5 protein-coding genes and 1 pseudogene are annotated in these 3476 nt (G+C 66.2%); 1 reads left to right on the forward strand and 5 read right to left on the reverse strand.

The genetic code is table 11. From position 1 onward, the window contains the following. The 4 genes from ACESL8_RS08550 to ACESL8_RS08565 all read right to left on the reverse strand — a co-directional run. Positions 1-328: LptA/OstA family protein (locus ACESL8_RS08550; RefSeq protein ID WP_372917828.1), on the reverse strand; the 328-nt coding region annotated here is incomplete at its 3' end. Positions 329-330: 2 nt separating this feature from the next. Next, positions 331-993, reverse strand: a complete 663-nt coding sequence (lptC, locus tag ACESL8_RS08555; protein ID WP_372917830.1) for an LPS export ABC transporter periplasmic protein LptC — start codon at positions 991-993, stop codon at positions 331-333. 19 nt (positions 994-1012) lie between these two features. After that, positions 1013-1627 (reverse strand): ribonuclease D, encoded by a 615-nt coding sequence (locus tag ACESL8_RS08560; protein ID WP_372917832.1) that lies wholly within the window; start codon positions 1625-1627, stop codon positions 1013-1015. A 306-nt stretch (positions 1628-1933) separates the two neighbouring features. After that, on the reverse strand, positions 1934-2140 hold the full coding sequence (locus ACESL8_RS08565) for a hypothetical protein (protein WP_372917834.1): 207 nt from the start codon (positions 2138-2140) through the stop codon (positions 1934-1936). A gap of 102 nt (positions 2141-2242) precedes the next feature. Here ACESL8_RS08565 and ACESL8_RS08570 point away from each other — a divergent pair, with 102 nt between their 5' ends. Further along, complete coding sequence (locus ACESL8_RS08570; RefSeq protein ID WP_372917836.1) at positions 2243-2635, forward strand: ribose-phosphate pyrophosphokinase; 393 nt, start codon at positions 2243-2245, stop codon at positions 2633-2635. 6 nt (positions 2636-2641) lie between these two features. Here ACESL8_RS08570 and ACESL8_RS08575 read toward each other — a convergent pair. Continuing rightward, positions 2642-3476, reverse strand: a pseudogene (locus ACESL8_RS08575) (hypothetical protein); the annotation flags it as partial.

The raw sequence follows: 3476 nt of genomic DNA on the forward strand, positions 1-3476 counted from the left end.
GCGTCAAAAGTTTGGCATTCACATCGTAAACGCCGCTGTTGGCGGTGGCCCGCATCGCATCCTGGCGCAGCCGCACATTGCCCAGCGCATCCAGCCGCTGCACCTGCGGGCTGCCGGCGCTATCCTTGGCATACAGAATGCGGACGCGACTGGCATTCAGGGTCATGCTGCCCTGGCGGATCACGACGGCGCCGGAAAATATCGCTTCGTTGGCATCATCGGCAATGTCGATGCGCCCGGCATCAACATCGATGGGGGCGTTGCTGTCGAAACGCTGTGCCGCCGCAGGGGCGGCCACAAGCAACAGGAGAGCAAGGGGCAAGCGCATGGTCATCCTCTGCCGCCGCGCTGGTTGATGCGCAAGTGGACATTGCCGATCAGGCTCACGCGGTTGCCCACCAGATCGCCTTCCATGCGGTTGCTGCGGAAGGTTCCCATCGGCAACCGGCCCGAAACCGGCACATCGGTTTTCACCGTACGGCGTTTCAAGTCGATGGCCACGGTATCGGCATCAACCGTGTAGCCGCCGTCGGAACGCAGCTTTACCGGGCCTGCCACTTCCAGCCGATCATCCTCGATGAAATAGCGGCCCGATGGCGCGCTCACGGTGGCTGGCCCGTCGCGGCCTTCCAGCCGGGCGGCAAGATCGGTCAATTCCACGATCGGTTCGGCGCTGGTGCGCTGGACGGCGCTGCCGGCGGAGATGGAAAAGGCCTCCCCGGCGGCGGTCTTGCCGCGATATTCGGCGCGGTCCACTCGCAGCCGTTCGCGTGACAGCGCCACCTGATCCTTGGCCAGCAGGAACGAAAATTCCTGCACGCCCACCAGCGGCCAGATCATGATCGTTAACCCCAGCACAAGCGCGGCGGCTGGCAACAGCCATTTCAGCACGGCCATGCGCTGATCATGGGCGCTGCCCGGCAGCGCCGCTTGCTGGCGCCGCGAAAGATCGGGGCTGGTCGGGGCAGCAGGCGGGGCGGGCGAAGTGGCCACGGCAGATCAGGCTTTCAATTCACAGATGTGCAAAAATGTCCTGTTCGGCCCAGCCGACAAGATCAAGCTCGGCGCGCGCCGGCAGGAAATCGAAACAGGCCTGCGCCAGCGCGGTGCGGCCTTCACGGGCGAGGCGCATGGTCAACACGTCATAGGCGCGGTGCAGGTACCGCACGTCGCTGGCGGCATATTCCTTTTGCGCTTCGGAAAGCTCGGCGGCGCCCCAGTCGCTGGATTGCTGTTGCTTGGAGATATCCACGCCCAGCGTTTCCTTGAGCACATCCTTCAGGCCGTGGCGATCGGTGTAGGTGCGCACCAGTTTGGATGCGATCTTGGTGCAGAAAACCGGCGTGGCCCACACACCCAGGAACTGGCGGATGACCGCCACATCGAAACGGGCAAAATGCATCAGTTTCACGCGCTGCGGATCGGCGAGCACGGCTTTCAGATTGGGCGCGTCATACTGGCCAGCGGCAAAGCGCACGAGATGTTCGTCGCCGCGCCCGTCGCTGATTTGCAGCAGGCACAAACGATCGCGGTGCGGATTGAGGCCCATGGTCTCGCTGTCAACGGCCACCGGGCCGGGGGCCAGCGCATCGGCTGGCAGGTCGCCTTCGTGAAGATATACAGTCATCGTTTGGCGTTAGCAGGCGGGAGGCGCGCTGTCATCCGCTGCTGCGGCCGGGGATTGGGGTGGCCAGCGAGCCGGGTTGCCAGCGAGCTGGGCTGCCAGCGATTCGGGCGGCTGCGGATGCCGCAATCGCACATTGTTAACGCTTGGTCGGTGTTCTTGGCACGGGCCGTCCCATGCCGGGCCGGTTTGAAAGCTGGGGTTCATGTTGGCGGGGCAATGTGCGGGCACTGGCCGGTGCAACCGCCCCCCGCAACCGCATCGGCCAGACCAGCCAACAAGGGTGGGGCAATCACCAAGCCAATGAGTTCAATGCTGAATTTCAAGGAATTTCATCATGATCCCTGCTCGATCCCTGCTGTTGGTGCCGATAGCTGCGGCGCTTTCGGTTCCTTCGTGGGCCACCCCCCGCAAACCGCTGCCGCCGATGCCGCCCGCGCCGGAAGCGCCGGTCGACGCGACGGTGCCCTCCTCACCTCCCCCCGCCACTCCGGTCCCGCCAGAAACGCCGTCCACGCCGTTTCCGCCGGAACAACCGGTGCCAAACGCACCCGCGCCTGAACCGCAGCCGCCGCGCGCGTAAGACCAGCCGCCGCCGGCTGGCCGCAGGGCCGGCCGGTGGCATTGCCCGCGCCGGCGTGGCAGGGCTGCGCCATGGTGACGGCGGCTGATTTACCCGAAGTTAAAACGCTCCTGATCGCGGCAGCACGCGCTGGCCGCGATCTTTCTTATTCCGAAATGCTGCTGGCGCTGGGATATCGGTTTTCGCGGCCCAAGATGCGTACTTTGTGCCGGCTGCTCGACGCCATCGACGCTGCCATCGACGACTCTGGGAGCAGCGCAGGAGAGCCGGAACTGGCGGTGCTGGTGGTGCGCGAATCGGATCGGCTGCCGGGCCAGGGCTGGTGGGTCGGCCGCCGCGATACGCCTGCCGAATGGAGCGGCCCGGCCGCCCGTGCCTTTGTGGATGAAAGGCAGCAGGCGGCCTTCGACTGGTGGCGCAACCGCTGACGCGGCTTATTGCGGCCGTTCGCGGCTTTCGTCTGATGCGCGCGGCGCATTGGCGCGCACGGGCTGGCCGCTATCGTTGCCGCGATCCGGGCGTCCGCCCTCGAAACGCGGCTGCTGGGCCGGCGGCTGAGATTGCGGCTGCGCCTGCTGCGGTTGGGCTTGCGGCGCCGGTTGATAGTTCGGGCGGGGCCGCTGCTGGACCACGCCGCCGGTTCCTTGGCCTGCCATGTTGCCCGGCGTGCCATCCTGCACGCGCGGGCGGCCCTGCCAGCCGGCGTTGCCGCCCCGCGGGCCGCGATTGTTGCCAATCACGGGCGGCGGGCCGCCGGCGCTGTTGTTCAAGTTGCCGCCGTTCCAGCCTTGGCGCGGCGGCTGGCCCGTCATGTCGCGGCCGATCTGGTCGCCAACGCTGCCTGGCTGGCCGCGGCGTGGATCGTTCCAGCGCGGGTTGCGGCGATTGCCGTTCCAGCCACGATTGTCATTCCAACCGCGGTTGTTGTCCCAATTGCCATTGTTGGCCCAGTTGCCGTTGTTGCCCCAATTACCATTGTTGCCCCAATTCTGGTTGCCGTAACCGCGATTTGGCGCGCGCCACCCCCAGTCGCGATCCCACGGCTGATTCCAGCCCCAATAGGGGGTGTGCTGCCAGCGGCTGCGGCCCCACCAGTTGCTGCCGGTGTTCCACGGATAAATGCGGCCGCCAAAACCGCGCGCATACAGGTTGCCGCGCGGCACCCACACCCACGACGGGGCATACCAGCTGTTCCAATTGTCATGGCCAAACCCGCCCCCATAACCGTTGCCGTTGCCGTAGCCGCCGCCAAAGCCGCCGCCAAAGCCA

Origin of the sequence: Sandarakinorhabdus sp., assembly GCF_041689835.1 — a bacterium.
GTDB lineage: Bacteria > Pseudomonadota > Alphaproteobacteria > Sphingomonadales > Sphingomonadaceae > Sandarakinorhabdus.

What these genes read in the sequence shown, in the direction of transcription:
- ACESL8_RS08560 (WP_372917832.1), bottom strand. Translation starts at nt 1,627, where the DNA reads ATGACTGTATATCTTCACGAAGGCGACCTGCCAGCCGATGCGCTGGCC.